Raw genomic sequence first — 14,815 nt, forward strand, 5'->3', positions numbered from 1 at the left:
TCAGCCGCGCAACTGTTTGAGCTTGCGGTACAGCGTCGCCCGGCTGATCCCCAGTGCCTCGGCCGCGGCAGAAACGTTCCCCTGGTGGCGCGCCAAGGCGCCGCGAATCAATTCCAGTTCGTTGTCCTTCAGGCTGCCGGAGGGCGCCGTGCCGCTGGCCAGTTCGTCCAGCAGGCAATCGGTGAGGTGGTCCAGGGTCAGCACCTGCTCGCCGTCCTCGCGCATGGCCAGCGCCGTGCGCACTACCATTTCCAGCTGGCGAATGTTACCCGGCCAGTCGAAGCCTTCGAGCAACGCGGCCAGTGCCGGGTCCAGGGTTACGCCACGGGCATCGGCCTTGTCCAGCAGGCCCTGGATGATCTGCGCCAGGTCATCACGCTCGCGCAGCGCCGGCAAGCGCAGTGATACGCCGTTGACCCGGTAGTACAGGTCTTCGCGGAAGTGCTGCTCCTGTACCAGGCGCTTGAGGTCGCGGTGGGTGGCGCAGATCAGCGCCACATCAATGTCCTGCTCGTCGCCGGCCCCCAGCGGCGCCACCCGGCGTTCCTGCAATACCCGCAGCAGGCGCGCCTGCAAGGCCAGCGGCATGTCGCCGATTTCGTCAAGGAACAGCGTGCCACCATGAGCCTGCATCAACCGCCCGACCATGCCGCCCCGCCGGGAGCCTGTGAAGGCGCCCTCGCGGTAGCCGAACAGCTCGGACTCGATCAACCCTTCGGGGATGGCGGCGCAATTCACGGCCACAAACGGTTTGTCAGCGCGCGGGCTGGCCTGGTGCAGGGCCCGGGCGACCACTTCCTTGCCGGTACCGGTCTCGCCCAGCAGCAACACCGGCAGGCCATTGCCCAGCCCCTGGCGAGCCATGCGCAGGTTGCGCGCCAACCGTGGGTCACCACCGGCCAGGGCGTCGAGTGCCGGCGACTGCTTGCCCAGCGTCGGCTTGCTGGCCGGCGTGCTGCCATTGACCCGGCCATGGCGCGGCAACTGCAGGGCACGGAAGTAGAACTCGCCCTTGGCCGTTTGCACACTGCTCACCCCGCCCTGCCACAGGCGCGCAATAAACGCGGGTGAGCGTTCGCCGAGCAGGTCCGTACTGCGCCGGCCAATCAGCTCGGGGCGCGGCACCTGCAACAACTGGCAGGCACTGTCGTTGGCAGCCAGCACCTCGCCATCAAGGCTCAGTGCCAGCAGGCCATGCCAGGCACTGTTGAGGTATTGCGGGCGGCTGTGGAAGGCCAGCACCAGTTGCTCTGGGTGGCACAAACCGAACAGGCGGCTCTCGATATTGCCGGCGGCCAGCATCAGTGTCGACAGGCTGTCCTGCGGTTGCGCCATTACCCCTTCGCGCGTGATGTCGAGCACGCCGATCACCTCACCACGCGGGTCACGCAGGGGGACCGAAGTGCAGGAAAACGGGCTGAGGCGGTCAAGGTAGTGTTCGCCGCAGTTGATCAGCGTCGGGCGGCCTTCTACAACAGCCGTGCCGATGGCATTGGTGCCGCGCAGCGACTCGCTCCAGCAACTGCCCGGGTGCAAGTCGCGCAGGCCCTCGCGTTGCAGCACATGCTTCTGCCCTTCGATGGCCAGCACATTGGCCTGGGCGTCGCCGAGGATGACGATACCGGCCTTGCCCTGACGCGCGACCAGGTAGTCCAGTTCCGGGGTAACGGCGTCGACCAGCAAGCGGTTGCGCTCCAGCAGCATGCGCAGGTCGTGGCCCTGCGCCAAGCCCAGGCCGACCTGTTCACCCTGCAGGCAATCCAGGCCATGGCCCAGGCTGCGGCGCCACGACGCGTCGATCTCGTCGCGCAGCATGCCCAGCGGCAGCTCGCCTTCGCTGGCCAGCTTCAGCCGGGCCTGGCGGGATTCATGCAGCGGGTCGTGGGCGTTTGTTATTAGTTGTCGCGCCATTTTCTTCTCCGGCTGTGCCCTGCAAGGTGGCGGGGTACGGGCTTGGGAATTTTCCGCAGTGTGCGGGAGAAAAAGCTGGGCGTCATCTGGTTGATGGGTTGAGGGGGGGGTGCCCTTGTGTCGCAATCGGGCTGCAAAGCAGCCCCGGAATGTCTGCCATGATGCACATATCGCCGGGGCTGCTCTGCAGCCCGTTCGCGACACGAGGCCGCTCAGAGACCGCGTGATCTTAAGAGCGGCGCTTTACCGCTTAAAGTGGGCTTGCCCTCAACCCCTTCACGGTCAACTGTTGCCCCTCTACCCCATCCAGCAGCGCCTCCACCACCGCCTTGGCCGAATCCAGCCCATGGTCGTTGCTCAACAGCAGATCACGACAGGTCCCCTTGGCCAATTCCAACGCCTTGAGGTTTGTCGCAAACGCCCCTTTCAGCAGCGTGGACAGGTGCACTAGCGCATCTTCGTAGTCCACCCCAGAACGCACGGCAAACAGCGGCGGATGGCTGCATTCGCAAGTCGAGAAGCTGGAAGACGCCGTGGTGGCGCGGGCGGGGGGATCAGGTAAGCCTTTTGTCATTGTGTCGCTCCTTGATTCACTGGAGCCGCCACAAATCGCTACCAAACGAAAGGGTGACGGCTGTACGCAGGTTGGTAGACCGGGAATCAAGGAAACCGGCGCGCACGAAGGCGCCCTACGCACAGCCGCCATAAAACGAAACAGCCGGGCACAAAAAAGCGCCAACTGTATCGCAGAGCGGGCGCTTGTGCGCCTTGATTGATCGCGGGCTACCAAACCCGGCTGCTGGATTGACAGCAGCGGGCAAAGACTACCGGGGTCAGGGAAGGGTTTCAAGCTTAGGGCATGTGTAGTAACACTTCTGTTGGCCGCACCGGCCGCTTCGCGGTTTTTCCCACGGTGCGACCAACATAAAGGCTGTTATCGCGCTTGCGCCTGCGTGACTTTCAGGTTGTCTATGACCATTCTCGGGTTCTCGCCATCTTCACTCATATAAAGGTGCAGGATTTCAGGGCCGTCGACCGTAAGTTCATCCGATCCATAATGCATACCTTCACGGTCATTCAGCAGCCTGTGGTTGTCGGTAAACGAGAGATCTCTTGTGCATACATCACTGCAGCCCCAGTCGTAACTGACGCGGCGACGCCCGTTACCAGGCAGTAAAATCTCGGTTGAACCTTCAAACTTGAGATGTTTTGCGCTTATCGAGCTTCCACCGCCCCCGTGCGAGTCATCGCTGACTTCCCCCGTGCCATGCAATATGAATGTCGATCCGTCAACTTTGAATTCTTTTCGCTCACCGATCTGCTCGGATTCAAAATCAACGTCAGAGGTGACGATGGGTCTTCCCACCGCCTGGTCTTCCTCATCGTAGGTAAACTGCATGACCTGGTCCTTTGCCGTAGGAAGCTTGATTCGGATGACAGGAACCGCCTGGCCATAAGCTGCGTGATAACGGGCCTGGTCAAATTGCGCCAGCAATCCCGCTTGCGTTTGCCCCTCCACATAGAAAAATGCATACAAAGGCAAGTCTGCGCCCACGCCAACTTTCCATACGGGGAGCAAAATCTCGTTGTAGCCCATCCATGCGTCTGCGCTCAACCCCGCCCTGACTTTTATCGGCATCTCGAACCACTGCGCCTTCATGTTAGCGGGGGCTTCGCGCAGGTCCCATCCGCAGACTCTGGACTTCACGATGTCATCGTCGCTGTACGTTGCCAGCCACGCATCGGCATCCGTTACACCGACTTTCTGGCACGCATCGGTGGTGGCTTCAAACCCGTCATGCGGCCCGCACCCGTTCGCCGTATCGCGGTTGTCCGTTCCGCCATCTATTGGGAACGTGCACAACACCTCAAGATCGCGAATCTTGTTGTGCGGGATGGCCTGCAGTGGCGGAAACAAAAAACCATTGAAGCGTTCCGCCGCCCTGCCAAAGTTGGTATCGCGGCGCGCCCAGGAAAACGCGATGGCGCCTTTGTCCAGGTGCTTCTGGCTCGGGTCCCAAGGTAGAAAGTCTGGGCTGAAGCCCGTGGCACGCATTTCGATACCGCTGCACAGGTAACTCGGTTTATCAGGGCCGCCGCAGTCTTCGGTAACGGAGTCATACCAAACCTTGAGTTGCGCGATTACCTGCTCCCCGCGCTTGTTCAGCGCGGTCAACTGCTGAGACTTGGCTGTTTCACTTATCAATAACTGGGTCTGTGCGACTGGGCGGGGAGCCTGCACAAAGGGCGTGTGCGCCCCGCAACCGACCAAACTACCAATGATTAAAAACAGCAGCCACATTCGAGTCAGCATCACCAAGCACCTTTTCCAAACAGTCTCAGCCTGCACATTCAGATAGGTCACAGGCGTTGGTGCTATTTGCTCACAGGAAAAAAGTGATGCCTACTGGCAGTTCTATCAGGTGCCGCAGGGGCTGTCAGGCCAGTCAAGGCTGCTGATTCTGGCTCAGAAACTTGTCCACCGTAGCGTTGCCCTGCCCCGCATCCCCCGCCACCTGCCACAGCCGCCGTTCAATCCCTTGCGCCAGCAAGTGCCCCACCGCCGATTCAATCGCCGACAGCACGCACAGCTGTGCCGGTTCGTTGGTGGTATAGCCCACCTCAGCTTCCAGCAGCTTCTTGAACTCGATGAACTTGAACACCCCGGCGCTGCGGCCGACCGAATAGATGGTCTTGCTGGTCATCACGTTGGCCAGCACCTGCCCGGTGCGCACATCCACCGCGCGCAGGTTCACGGTCACCTGGTCCACCCGGTACTCGCGGGAAATGTCTATCCCCAGGTAGCGGGCGCCTTCGCCGCCGCTGCGCACGTTGGTGTCGTAGGCGATGATGCCGCCCTCCAGCATCAGGTTGGCGGCCTGCAGCGGTGGCAGTTCGCCCATGATGTTTTCCGCTACATCCGGCTTTTTCTGCGAAGCACGGATGATCTTGCGCTCGGTCAGCAGGTTCTGCAGCCCTTCACGCTCCAGCACCACGAACCAGCCACTGGCACTCAAGGCATCCATCAGCATGCTGGCTGCACCCTGGGTGACACTGGTGGAGAACGAACTGGCCGGGGTGGGTTTGTACTGCCCGGTCTGGTCACGGAAGCCATACACCACTGCCATCAGCCGGCCTTTGGGCCGTGGCATGTTGATCAGGTCGTAGTAAGTCGAGGCGCGTGGGGTCAGGGTCGGGGTTTCCGAGTCCTGTTCGGCCGACATGGGTTCGCGCAGGCTGCAACCACTTTGCAGGCCCAGGGCGGTGAGGATCAGCAGCGTGCTCAGCAGACGTTTCATGGTGTTCTCTCCCCAACATAAAAGCCCTTCCCTCTCAGGGGTTCAGGCCGCTGACCTCAATGATCGAAATCTCGCCTGTGGCACGATCGGTGACCTTGATGCTCAAGGCCCCGGAATCGTCGATGACGTCGATGAGAAACGCGTCGGTCGCCATGCTGCCGGTGCTGCCGTTACTGATGTTGTCCAGCAACTGCGACAACATCCGCGACTCCAGCTGGTTGCTGAAGCGCTCCAGGGCCGTGGTGCCGGTAAAGGCCGAGGCACGGTCCTTGAGGTCGGGGTCGTCGTAGTCGTTCTGCGCCTGGGCGTTGTTCAGCAGCCAGGTGCCGTTCAACGGGTTGCCGCCAAAGGCCGGGTTGACCGGGGTGTACACCAGCTCGGTGGCCTGGGCAGCGCAAGCGCTGGCCAGCAGGCAGGCGGCAATGCAACGTGGAATGCGGTGGTTCATAGCTCGTCCCTCTCCAAGTCGGTGGTGTCCTGTAGCAGGCGTTGCAGCTTGCGTTGAATGATTTGCTGCTTGACCAGGTCGGCGGCTGCCACGGCCTCGTCTTTGAGCTCGGTGGTGTTCGGTGGCAGAAAGCGGCGGTACATCACCTCACGCTCGAACTCCACGGTGACCAGGCTGCCCCAGCGGGCATCCGGGCGTTCGCGTACCACCAGGTTGAAGTCCAGGCGGCTGGTGGCACGCAGGCGGTCGGCGAAGTAGTAGTAAAAGTCGTGGCCGATGTGCGAAATGGTGTTGTCGACGATAAAACCCTGCATCTCGTCTTCAACACCCGCCTTGGCCGAGGTGGCCAGCCCCGCCATCAGCAGCAGGCTCAGGCATAACGCAGCCAGGCGGCTCATGGCGTATCTCCCGGGCCTGCATGGGTCTGCACGCCGCCTGCACTGTCGGTAAACGCCTGCTCGGCAACGAACTGCCAGTCGCTGTAGTGCTCCAGCCCTTCAAAACCACTCCATTCGGCGCTGAAGCCACTGCGCTTGAACGGGGTAGCGTCCGAGCGGCTGTGCACCCCGGTGATGCGGCCGTCGATCGAGCGCAGCAGGCCCCACTCGTCGCTGTTGGTGATGGGGTCGGGGTACAGCCGACGAATGTGCCGCTGGGCCTGCGGAAAGCGGTTGTCCTGCAGCAGGTCGGCCAGCGCCTGCGGGTACTGGGCCAGGCCCGGCGAGGCACGGTAGTAGCTGCGCAAGGCCTGGGCGTACTGGCTGCCCACCCACAGCAGCTGGCGCTCGCGATCACGCTGGGCGGCGCTGGCCCAGATCGTGCCAGTGGCGGCCAGGGCCACGCTGCTGACCGCAATCAGCAGCAGCACACCCAGGTAGGTGAAGCCGCGATCGGCCTTACCATTCAGCGAAGAGGCTGCCATCACGCGCCCTCCCTGTGGCACCGCTCTTGATATCCGCCACGCCGCCGGCCACGCCTTCGGGCGGTGGCACCAGTTGCCAGGCATCGCTGCGCTCGGTGATCGGGTCGACCGGGGTGTTGCGCAGGTAACGTTGCTCCACCAACTGCTCCAGCGAGTCTGGGTAGTGGCCGGTGTCGCCGTAGTAGTGGTCAAGTGACTCGCGCAGCACCGCCAGGCTTTGTCGCAGGGTGGCTTCGCGGGAGCTTTCCAGGCTGTTGAAGTAGCGCGGCATGGCAATGGTCAGCAGCGTGGCGATGATCGCCATGACCACCAGCAGTTCGATCAGGGTGAAGCCTTTGCTGCGTTTCATGGCTGTCACCATTGCCCGTAGGGAATGTTGTTGAGGCCTTTGCCGCGGGCCCTGGAATACACGTCGAACACGTCTTCGCCTTCACGCGGGCTGTCGGGGCTGCTGTCGTAGGCGCGCAGGCCCCAGCCGCCTTGGTCTTCATCCTTGGCCGCCAGCAGCGGGTCATGCGGGATGCGCCGCAGAAAGTAGAACTTGGCGCCCTTGGCACTGCGCACATCGCGCACACCGTCCACCAGTACCTGCAGGTTCGGCGGATAGCCACTGGCGTCCAGGCGCTTTTCGATGTAGCCAGCATCGAACGCCCGCTTGTAGGCATCGATGGCATCGCGTATCTGGTAAAGCGCCTCGCGCAGTTGCTGCTCCTTGCCACGGCGGACCACGGTTTCGGTCAACGGTGCGGCCATGCTGGCCAGCAGCCCGAGCAGTGCCAGGGTCAGCACCACTTCGATCAGGCTGAAACCCTGCAGGTGGCGGCGCGCTTTCATGGCCGTGGGCTGCCGTTGACCGGGGCGACCGCCATCTGGCTGTCGACCACGGGGGCGTCGGTGGCCGGCGCATTGCCGGGCACCTCCATCGGCGGTAGCGGTGCCATCTGGCGCACCTGCATGGCCGACTCGGTACCGGTGGAAAACTCCATGTCCGACGGGCTCTGGTACGGCAGGTTGCGTACGATGCGCGGGGTGATCGCCAGCACCAGCTCAGACTTGCTCATGTCGTCCTTGTTGCTGCCGAACAGCCGGCCCAGGCCGGGGATATCTCCCAGCCCCGGGATCTTGTTGCCGCTGGCGTTGTGGTCGTTGCGCACGAGGCCGGCCAATACCTGGGTTTCGCCATCGTGCAGGCGCAGGGTGGTCTGGGCATTGCGGGTATCGACCTGAACCGGGATGGTGCCCTGGCGGGTAGCCTCCAGCGGGGTGGCGTTGCTGACTTCCAGGGCCACCTTGATCGCCACTTCGTTGTTCAGGTGCACGGTGGGCTGCACTTCAAGCTTCAGGCCCACGTCCAGGTAGGTGACACTTTCGGTAATCACCGGGCCCTGGGTGGACGGCACCGACGTGGCGCTGATGATCGGCACGCGCTGGCCGATGTGAATGCGTGCCTGCTCACGGTTGCTGACGCGGATCACCGGGCTGGCCAGGGTATTGATGTCCTTGTCCTGGGCGTTGATCTTGGCCTGTGGTGCCGGCGAGATGCTGATGCGGCTGGAATCGATGCCGCGCAGCTGGTCGAGCACGCTCACCGACTTGCCGTCGGACGTCAGCACGCCGAAGGTGTTGGGCCACTGCAGGCCAAGGTCGAGGATGCGCGAGGTAGCCACTTCCATCACCTCCACCTCCAGTACCACCTCGGGGTTGGACTGGTCCTGCGACTGCAGCAGCTTCTCGGCCATGCGCACGGCATCGGGGGTGTCGCGCATGGTCAGGGTGTTGAGGCGCTCGTCCACGAACACGTCGCGGGTCTTGAGCATGGTCTTGACCATGTTCAGCGCGGTGTTGGCGTCGATGCTGGTGAGGTAGAAGGTGCGCATGACCAGTTCCTGGTAGTCCTTGGTCTTCTGCGGCGAGTCGGGGTAGACCATCAGGGTGTTGTCATTGACGATCTTCTGGCGCAACTGGTTTTGCTCCAGCAGCAGCGCCACCGCGTCCTCGATACGCACTTCACGCACGAAGATGGTGGCCTTCATGTCCGGGCGCAGGTCTTTGTCGAAGATGAAATTGATGCCGGCAACCTGGGACAGCACTTCGAAAATGGTCTTCAGGTTGGCATCGCGAAATTCCAGGGTAACCGGCCGATCCAGCTTGCTGCGCAGCTGCGGAAAGGGCTGCGCGGTGCGCGCCTGGACGTTCTCGATGTCGCTGCGCAGGGCAATGCCCTTCTGGTTTTGCGGGTCCAGGCGCAGCACTTCGCGCATGTAGCGCTCGGCGCCGAACAGGTCGCCCTGGCGCAATGCTGCCTGGCCCAGGGCCACGCGCTCGTCCAGGGTTCGGATCAGCTCCAGCTGGCGCGTACCTTCCTGGGCACGGCGGTTGTTCGGCTCCAGGGTCAGCACCCGGCCATAGCCCATGCGGGCGTTGGCAAAGTCATGGCGGATGCGGTCGGCATCGGCCTGGGTCAGCAGTGCCTCCACGGCGGCCTGGCGGCTGTGGGCCAGGGCGATGTTCAGCTCGGTGTCACGCGGGTCATCGCGCAGGGCCTCTTCCAGCCGGGCAATGCCAGCTTCGTACTGGCCCTCCTTCATCAACTGGTCGCTGTCATTGCGTACCGCGCTGGAGCCGCAGCCGGCAATGGCCACGCACAACGCCAAAAGCAGGAACGGAGCAGGCTTGCACAGCTTTGACGACTTCATGGTGCGCTCCCGACAGACAAGGTCTGTGACTGGTGCAAAGGCAGGTAGACCAGGTTCAGCTCACTGGCCGATACCCGATCGAGGCGATAGGTGTCTTCGATGACGTCGCCCTGGCGCACGACGTAGAGTTTTTCGCCGCTCTGCAGAAAGATCTGCAGATCGTCGTTGTTACCCATGCGGCCGATGAACTGGAACGGTAGCGCCGGCGCGGTCGGCGCTGCGGCCACGATGGGCGCGACAGCCACGGGTTGTTCGGTGACGGTGGCCAGGGCTTGGGGTTTGCTCCATTGCTGGGTTGGGAACAGATCTCTGGAGGCCTGTTCCGGCCCTTTCGCGGCTAAAGCCGCTGCCACAGGTTCGGCGTTGCCCACAACGCCTGTGGGAGCGGCGGTGCGGCGATCCGACTTGCCCGCGAAGGCCGCAACGCTGTCTTCCTGGCCGAACCAGTGCCCGGGTGCCCAGGCGATGGCTGCGCTCACGCCAAGAAAGCTGGCCCAGATCACTGCACGTTGTGTGTTCATCATGACCTCGACAGGTAAAGGGTCATGCGCAGGCGGGCATTCAGCTCGCTGTCGCCGATGCGTTTGCGTTGCAGCTCAAGGTCTTCCAGCACCAGGGTCGGCAGCTGCTTCAGCAGGCCTTTGAGAAAGCCGCGAATCTGCGGGTAGCTGCCGCGCACCGGCAGCACGATCTGGTAGCGCGCCAGCTGGGTCTTGGGATCAATGCCCAGGGCGTACTCACCGCGCGCCAGGCTGATGTGCTCGGCGCTGGCCAGGTGGTACAGGCGCTCGATCAGCTCGCTGGCCTGGGGCTGCCCCGGCAGTTGCTGGCGAAGGCTGTCGAGGGCTTGCTGCTCGGGCTTGACGGCGATCTTCACCTCGCCACGCTTGACCCGCTCGACCTGGACGCTGGCGTCCGCTTCGGTGGCGCGCAGTTCGCGCACGCTTTGCCACTGCGGCAGCACCCCGGCGCACACCACGCCCACCACCAGCAGGCCCACGGCGGCGGCAGCCAGGCCAACCGGGCCGATGCGGTGGAGGCGTTCCTGAAGGATAAGGCTGTTCAGTGATTCAAGGGCGGGCATGGCCGGTCTCCCAGGTCGCAGTGAGGGTGAAGCGCACCGGGTGCTCAGGCTGCGCGGCCAACACCTCGTGGTTCAGCAGCGATACATCGCTGAGCTCGTCGCTGGCTTCCAGCCGCTGGTGGTACTGCAGCATCGCCTCGAGGTTGCGTGCTTCAGCGGCGATGCGAACCTGGCCTTTACGCGCGTCCGGGGTCAGGCCAAGCAGCGCGACATCGTCTTGCGGCAAGGCTTCGAGCATGGCGAACAGCTGCTGCCATGGGCGTTGCAGTTGTTGCGACACACTGCGCATCTGTGCCAATCGCTCGGTCTGCTCACGGCTGGCAGCGGTACTTAGCGGGGCAGTGGTAGCCGGGCGGCGGCCCAGTTGCAGCTCCAGGCTGTGCACGCTGGCCTCAAGGTCTGCCTGCTCGGCCTGCAATTGCTGTTGCAGCAGCACCAGGCCGGCGACCATGGCGCAGCCCAGGGCCAGCAGCGACCAGGCCAGCGGGCCGCTGCGCCGGGGCTGGAAGTCCAGTTCAAGGCGGCGCATGTCAGGCCACCGCCCGCCACATGGCGCACAGGGGGTCGGCTTCGCTGGCCGGCTGGCACAGCTGCACCGCCGCCAGTTGCGGCACGTCGCCCCGGCCCGGGGCATGCAGGTACACCCGCGGCAGGTGCTCGCCATACAGCTCGCAGGTGCGCTCGATCAGTGCTTGCAGGGCCTGGTCGCTGTCGGCGCAACCTTGCGTCAGCACTTGCTGCCAGGCGCCGCCGGCAGCCAGCAACAGCACGCTGCGGCGCGGCTCGGCCAGCACGAACAGGAAGTCGCCCTGCTGCAGCTGTGGCGAGCAGCGGTTGTAGGCGGCCATCAGGTACGGTTGCACCGAGCGCAGGCTCAGGCGGCTTTCCCGGCCCAGCGCCTGCAACCGTTGCAGCAGTGCGTCGGGCAGCGCTGTAGCGATGCGGGCGGCGCCGGCAGGCTCGGGCGACAGCACGATGCGCCAGTCGTCCAGCGGCTGGCCGTAGAGGTTTTCGAAGCAGGCCCGGGCGTAGGCGTCCAGCTCGCGCGGGTGGCCGATGGCATCACTCCATGGCACCAGGCAGAAGCGGCTGTAGCGGGCCGACAGCAGCACCCGCAACTGGGCGCCACGTACGGCGTGCTCGGCCAACAGACCGGCCAGCGCGTCGACGGCGGGTTCCCAGGCGGGCTGGGCGCCATCGCAACTGAACCCGCGGGTGCCCAGCCACTGGTGTTGGTGTTTGTGCCAGCAACCCAAGCCGACACCCTCGGCGCCCAAAACAGCGCAGAAACGATCAGATGAATGTGACACGGTTGATCTCCTCAAGGGTGGTGCGGCCGTCGCGGACCAGGTCCAGGGCCGAGGCCCGCAGCAGGCGCAGGCCGCGCTGGCAGGCGAGTGTCTTGATTTGCGACAGGGGGCGGCGCTCGACAATCATTTGCCGCAGGTCGTCATCCAGGTGCAGCAGCTCCGCGATCGCGCTGCGGCCGCGAAAGCCACTGCCACGGCACTGGCCGCAACCCTGCACGCGAACGAACCTCCAGCCGGCCACGCCCTCACGGCTCAGGCCCGAGCCATACAGGGTGTCGTCATCCACTTCGCAGGGGCTGGAGCAATGCGGGCAAGCCAGGCGGATCAGGCGCTGGGCCAACACTGCGTTCAATGCGGAGACGAAGCTGTAGGGGTCGACCTGCATCTGGCTGAAGCGGCCAATCACGTCGAACACGTTGTTGGCGTGGATGGTGGTGAACACCAGGTGGCCGGTCAGCGCCGACTGCACAGCAATTTGCGCGGTGTCCGGGTCGCGGATCTCACCGACCAGGATCTTGTCCGGGTCGTGACGCAAGATCGAGCGCAGGCCGCGGGCGAAGGTCAGGCCCTTCTTCTCGTTGACCGGGATCTGCAACACGCCGGGCAGCTGGTACTCGACCGGGTCTTCGATGGTGATGATCTTGTCTACGCCATGGTTGATCTCGCTGATCATGGCGTACAGGGTGGTGGTCTTGCCGCTGCCGGTGGGGCCGGTCACCAGGATCATGCCGTAAGGTTCAGCGGCCAGCCGGCGCAGGGCGCGCAGGGTTTCGTCGGCAAAGCCCAGGGCTTGCAACTGCACGCCACTGACCCGGTCGGACAAGTCCTGCTTGTCGAGCACCCGCAGTACGGCATCTTCACCAAAGATGCTAGGCATGATCGATACACGGAAGTCGATCTGCCGGTCGCCCACGGCAACCTTGAAGCGGCCGTCCTGGGGCACGCGTTTTTCGCCGATGTCCAGTTCGGCCATGACCTTGATGCGCGAGATGACCTGGTCGGCAAAGGCACTGCCACTGGCTTTGCCAGCGCCGTTTAGCACACCGTCGATGCGGTACTTGATGGTCAGGCCCTGGCCGGTCATGCCCAGGTGGATGTCGCTGGCGTGCAGCTTGAGGGCGTCGTACAGGGTGGCGTTGACCAGCTTGACCACGCGGCTCTGGTCTTCGCTGATGCTGGCCAGCGACAGGCGCTGCAGCGGGTCGCCTTCGCTGCTGGCCTCGGCGTCATGGTCAAGGGCGTCCACGGCGTGGAAGCTTTCTTCATGGCGGGCCAGGAACGTGGCCAGTTCGGCGGGGTGCGCCAAGTATAACGGCGCACCTTGCAGCACATCGTCGATCCAGGCCAGGCGGGCGGGGTCGAAGGGGTCGGCGAAAACGCCCAACAGCTGGCCGCCCTGCTCGATCAACACGAATTCGCGCTTCAGGCACGCGGCGAGGCTGACCTTGTCAAAGCGCGGGCTGCTGGCCAGCAAGGTGTGGCTGGCCAGTACCGGGTAGTGCAGGGTCAGGCCCAGGCGCTGGATGAAGGTGTCGGGGCTGTCGCAGGCAAGGCGCTCGAGGCAGCTGAGCAAGCGCTCGTCGCTGGCTTGCAGGCGGGCCTGGGCCAGCAGGTCGCGGGGGTAGGCTGAGACTGTTGCATCGAATGCTTCTGGCATGGCCTGCGACTCCGCTCAGGGGGCGCGTCGCAGGCTGGCTCAGCCAGGGATGCGGGCGCCGCTATTCCCCTGTGAGCAGTTGATCGTCGTCGGGCCTCGGGGGCTTGCCGCCATTACACCGGCGCTCAGCCAACACCCAGCTTCCATCGTACAACTGCAGGGGGAACGATTCGTTCCTGTTCTGGCGTCGTTCGACGAACCCGTCAGCCGGGTTGTCCGTGGCCCTGCGCCGGCGCTCGATGCCCATCAGGTCGAAGATCGCACGGGCCAGTTCCACCAGTGGAAACGGCTTGAACAGGACATGGCTCACACCCAGCTCGGCGGCTCGCTCACGCACCTCGACGGTGGGGTGGGCGGTAATCAGCATGAAGTGGCACTGCCTGTTCTTGCGTACAGCCTCCAGAACCTGAAAACCTTCCATGTCGGGCAAGCGGTAATCCAGCACGATGACTTGTGGGACCAGGCGTTCAGCCTGCTCGATACCACTGGCACCGTCGTGGGCAACATGAACTTCCAGGCCTTGCGCCTGCAGGTACGCTTGCAGGTTCTGCGCAAGAGTCTGTTCGTCATCGACTACCAATACTCTGTTCACCAAGGTCGACTCCCAAGAACTGCCCGGTTACCCGGTCTGCGAAGTGCGCCCTTGTAAAGGCTTGAGCAGGCTTCGTGCCAGGCGTGAAAAGTCATGTTGCGCCGTTGTAACTCATTGATTCGCTGAGGGTGCTGGCCAGCATCTGATACGCAGCAGGTAGCCGCACCCGCCCAGTTCCCCACAAGCGGGGAAAATGATGGCACATTGCCAAACCGTAAATCCCCAGCATTGGGGGAAACGCTATAAGGGGCCTCAGTCCGCGATCTCAACTGTAGCCGAAGCACGCAAACGTTGGCGCACAGACTGGCGCGCTTGCGCCTGCCGCTGATCGACAAGCGCAGCCCTGGCCAAGGCCAGGCCCTGTTCACGTATGACTGAAGGCTTATCACTTTGGTTCTGCGCTCCTTGCAGTCTTTCCTGGTTGGCATCATAGAACGCCTGCACTTCAGCCTGGCTCGGTGCTTCGACTGCGCTGAGCTGGGCATTCACCTGCTGGGCCGCCATGTCTCGCCGGGTGTATTCACTGTACTGTGCCCTATCGAAGCCCGCCTGCGCCAGACGCCGTTCGAAAATGGCCGGGCTGCCGAACGCGGCTTCTACCTCGCCGACATGCGCCCACACCTGCTCGTCGCTGATGACGATGCCTTGGCGCCGCGCCTCCTGCCACAGCAGCTCCTTGTCGATCAGTTCGTCCAGGGCCTGATCGCGCAGGCGCTTGTACAGGCCCGGGTTGCGGATGCTGGTCACCGCGCGGCCCTGGGCGTCCAGGTACTCACTGAAATAGCGTTCCAGGCGCGTCAACCCGATCTCCACGCCATTGACCCGAGCCGCCGGTACATCGGCCCAGCTCGGCCCGGCCATTACCAGCAACAGGCACAGCAGCACACTACGCATGG

17 protein-coding genes are annotated in these 14,815 nt (G+C 63.8%); all 17 read right to left on the reverse strand.

Annotated features, from left to right (window positions below; all coding sequences use genetic code 11):
- The gene (locus AC07XM_RS03870; protein WP_060517938.1) at positions 1-1,911 is read right to left on the reverse strand and encodes a sigma-54-dependent Fis family transcriptional regulator; all 1,911 of its coding nucleotides are present in this window, start codon (positions 1,909-1,911) and stop codon (positions 1-3) included.
- A 250-nt stretch (positions 1,912-2,161) separates the two neighbouring features.
- Positions 2,162-2,401 carry a hypothetical protein gene (locus AC07XM_RS03875; protein ID WP_024717550.1) on the reverse strand — a complete coding sequence of 80 codons (240 nt, stop codon included), beginning with the start codon at positions 2,399-2,401 and terminating at the stop codon, positions 2,162-2,164.
- A gap of 444 nt (positions 2,402-2,845) precedes the next feature.
- Entirely contained in the window at positions 2,846-4,225 is a 1,380-nt protein-coding gene (locus tag AC07XM_RS03880) for a hypothetical protein (RefSeq protein WP_102688801.1), read from the reverse strand.
- Positions 4,226-4,358: 133 nt separating this feature from the next.
- A complete protein-coding gene (locus AC07XM_RS03885; RefSeq protein ID WP_016487338.1) occupies positions 4,359-5,210 on the reverse strand; it encodes a CsgG/HfaB family protein in 852 nt (283 codons plus the stop codon).
- 34 nt (positions 5,211-5,244) lie between these two features.
- Complete coding sequence (locus tag AC07XM_RS03890; RefSeq protein ID WP_016487339.1) at positions 5,245-5,658, reverse strand: curli assembly protein CsgF; 414 nt, start codon at positions 5,656-5,658, stop codon at positions 5,245-5,247.
- The gene (gene csgE / locus AC07XM_RS03895; protein ID WP_016487340.1) at positions 5,655-6,056 is read right to left on the reverse strand and encodes a curli production assembly/transport protein CsgE; all 402 of its coding nucleotides are present in this window, start codon (positions 6,054-6,056) and stop codon (positions 5,655-5,657) included. Before csgE ends, AC07XM_RS03890 begins: the two co-directional genes overlap by 4 nt.
- The gene (locus tag AC07XM_RS03900; RefSeq protein WP_060517942.1) at positions 6,053-6,580 is read right to left on the reverse strand and encodes a type II secretion system protein; all 528 of its coding nucleotides are present in this window, start codon (positions 6,578-6,580) and stop codon (positions 6,053-6,055) included. The genes csgE and AC07XM_RS03900 overlap by 4 nt, the downstream gene beginning before the upstream one ends.
- Complete coding sequence (locus AC07XM_RS03905) at positions 6,555-6,929, reverse strand: type II secretion system protein (protein ID WP_043197484.1); 375 nt, start codon at positions 6,927-6,929, stop codon at positions 6,555-6,557. Before AC07XM_RS03905 ends, AC07XM_RS03900 begins: the two co-directional genes overlap by 26 nt.
- A 5-nt stretch (positions 6,930-6,934) precedes the next feature.
- Positions 6,935-7,414 carry a type II secretion system protein gene (locus AC07XM_RS03910; protein ID WP_016487343.1) on the reverse strand — a complete coding sequence of 160 codons (480 nt, stop codon included), beginning with the start codon at positions 7,412-7,414 and terminating at the stop codon, positions 6,935-6,937.
- Positions 7,411-9,276, reverse strand: a complete 1,866-nt coding sequence (locus tag AC07XM_RS03915; RefSeq protein WP_023049215.1) for a secretin GspD/PilQ domain-containing protein — start codon at positions 9,274-9,276, stop codon at positions 7,411-7,413. The genes AC07XM_RS03910 and AC07XM_RS03915 overlap by 4 nt, the downstream gene beginning before the upstream one ends.
- Entirely contained in the window at positions 9,273-9,797 is a 525-nt protein-coding gene (locus AC07XM_RS03920; protein ID WP_060517944.1) for a hypothetical protein, read from the reverse strand. Before AC07XM_RS03920 ends, AC07XM_RS03915 begins: the two co-directional genes overlap by 4 nt.
- The gene (locus AC07XM_RS03925) at positions 9,797-10,360 is read right to left on the reverse strand and encodes a GspMb/PilO family protein (RefSeq protein WP_060517946.1); all 564 of its coding nucleotides are present in this window, start codon (positions 10,358-10,360) and stop codon (positions 9,797-9,799) included. Before AC07XM_RS03925 ends, AC07XM_RS03920 begins: the two co-directional genes overlap by 1 nt.
- Complete coding sequence (locus AC07XM_RS03930) at positions 10,347-10,889, reverse strand: PilN domain-containing protein (RefSeq protein ID WP_060517948.1); 543 nt, start codon at positions 10,887-10,889, stop codon at positions 10,347-10,349. The genes AC07XM_RS03925 and AC07XM_RS03930 overlap by 14 nt, the downstream gene beginning before the upstream one ends.
- Before the next feature lies 1 nt (position 10,890).
- Positions 10,891-11,670, reverse strand: coding sequence for a hypothetical protein (locus AC07XM_RS03935; RefSeq protein ID WP_070086652.1), 780 nt, complete (start codon positions 11,668-11,670; stop codon positions 10,891-10,893).
- Entirely contained in the window at positions 11,654-13,327 is a 1,674-nt protein-coding gene (locus AC07XM_RS03940) for a GspE/PulE family protein (protein WP_060517950.1), read from the reverse strand. The genes AC07XM_RS03935 and AC07XM_RS03940 overlap by 17 nt, the downstream gene beginning before the upstream one ends.
- A 61-nt stretch (positions 13,328-13,388) precedes the next feature.
- A complete protein-coding gene (locus tag AC07XM_RS03945) occupies positions 13,389-13,922 on the reverse strand; it encodes a response regulator (RefSeq protein ID WP_016487349.1) in 534 nt (177 codons plus the stop codon).
- 249 nt (positions 13,923-14,171) lie between these two features.
- The gene (locus tag AC07XM_RS03950) at positions 14,172-14,813 is read right to left on the reverse strand and encodes a SurA N-terminal domain-containing protein (protein WP_102688800.1); all 642 of its coding nucleotides are present in this window, start codon (positions 14,811-14,813) and stop codon (positions 14,172-14,174) included.
- Between the last annotated feature and the right edge of the window lie 2 nt (positions 14,814-14,815).

It is taken from the genome of Pseudomonas sp. GW460-LB5 (assembly GCF_059423245.1).

What these genes read in the sequence shown, in the direction of transcription:
- AC07XM_RS03890 (WP_016487339.1), bottom strand. Translation starts at nt 5,658, where the DNA reads ATGAACCACCGCATTCCACGTTGCATTGCCGCCTGCCTGCTGGCCAGC.
- AC07XM_RS03930 (WP_060517948.1), bottom strand. Translation starts at nt 10,889, where the DNA reads ATGCGCCGCCTTGAACTGGACTTCCAGCCCCGGCGCAGCGGCCCGCTG.
- AC07XM_RS03900 (WP_060517942.1), bottom strand. Translation starts at nt 6,580, where the DNA reads ATGGCAGCCTCTTCGCTGAATGGTAAGGCCGATCGCGGCTTCACCTAC.
- AC07XM_RS03885 (WP_016487338.1), bottom strand. Translation starts at nt 5,210, where the DNA reads ATGAAACGTCTGCTGAGCACGCTGCTGATCCTCACCGCCCTGGGCCTG.
- AC07XM_RS03870 (WP_060517938.1), bottom strand. Translation starts at nt 1,911, where the DNA reads ATGGCGCGACAACTAATAACAAACGCCCACGACCCGCTGCATGAATCC.
- AC07XM_RS03880 (WP_102688801.1), bottom strand. Translation starts at nt 4,225, where the DNA reads ATGCTGACTCGAATGTGGCTGCTGTTTTTAATCATTGGTAGTTTGGTC.
- AC07XM_RS03915 (WP_023049215.1), bottom strand. Translation starts at nt 9,276, where the DNA reads ATGAAGTCGTCAAAGCTGTGCAAGCCTGCTCCGTTCCTGCTTTTGGCG.
- AC07XM_RS03920 (WP_060517944.1), bottom strand. Translation starts at nt 9,797, where the DNA reads ATGAACACACAACGTGCAGTGATCTGGGCCAGCTTTCTTGGCGTGAGC.
- AC07XM_RS03910 (WP_016487343.1), bottom strand. Translation starts at nt 7,414, where the DNA reads ATGAAAGCGCGCCGCCACCTGCAGGGTTTCAGCCTGATCGAAGTGGTG.
- AC07XM_RS03940 (WP_060517950.1), bottom strand. Translation starts at nt 13,327, where the DNA reads ATGCCAGAAGCATTCGATGCAACAGTCTCAGCCTACCCCCGCGACCTG.
- AC07XM_RS03925 (WP_060517946.1), bottom strand. Translation starts at nt 10,360, where the DNA reads ATGCCCGCCCTTGAATCACTGAACAGCCTTATCCTTCAGGAACGCCTC.
- AC07XM_RS03950 (WP_102688800.1), bottom strand. Translation starts at nt 14,813, where the DNA reads ATGCGTAGTGTGCTGCTGTGCCTGTTGCTGGTAATGGCCGGGCCGAGC.
- AC07XM_RS03905 (WP_043197484.1), bottom strand. Translation starts at nt 6,929, where the DNA reads ATGAAACGCAGCAAAGGCTTCACCCTGATCGAACTGCTGGTGGTCATG.
- csgE (WP_016487340.1), bottom strand. Translation starts at nt 6,056, where the DNA reads ATGAGCCGCCTGGCTGCGTTATGCCTGAGCCTGCTGCTGATGGCGGGG.